Annotated in this window: 1 pseudogene; it reads right to left on the bottom strand. The window is 60.9% G+C overall.

The features are described 5' to 3' along the window. Nucleotides 1–233 (bottom strand): annotated as a pseudogene (locus ACFZPT_RS27125) (lipid ABC transporter permease/ATP-binding protein); the annotation flags it as partial.

The following is a 233-nucleotide window of genomic DNA, read 5'->3' as shown; positions in this document are numbered from 1 at the left end:
AGCGTCGATATGCCGCTGCCGGAACGACCCACCAGGGCAACCATCTGCCCAGGCACGGCGGTAAAGCTGAAGACCTTGAGCACATGGCGATCGGTGCCAGGGTAAGTGAAGTTCAGCTGACGCACTTCCAGGCGGCCGCTGACCTTGTCACGCACGACAGTACCGCGGTCGACTTCCGGTGTTTCGTCGACCAGTTCGAAAATGCTCTCGGCACCGGCCACGCCTTTCTGGAT

It is taken from the genome of Pseudomonas sp. MD330_10 (genome assembly GCF_042610415.1).
Classification (GTDB): Bacteria; Pseudomonadota; Gammaproteobacteria; order Pseudomonadales; family Pseudomonadaceae; genus Aquipseudomonas; species Aquipseudomonas rhodesiae.
The sequence above is the reverse complement of the archived record's forward strand: the minus strand, read 5'-3'. Positions and strand labels throughout refer to the sequence as shown.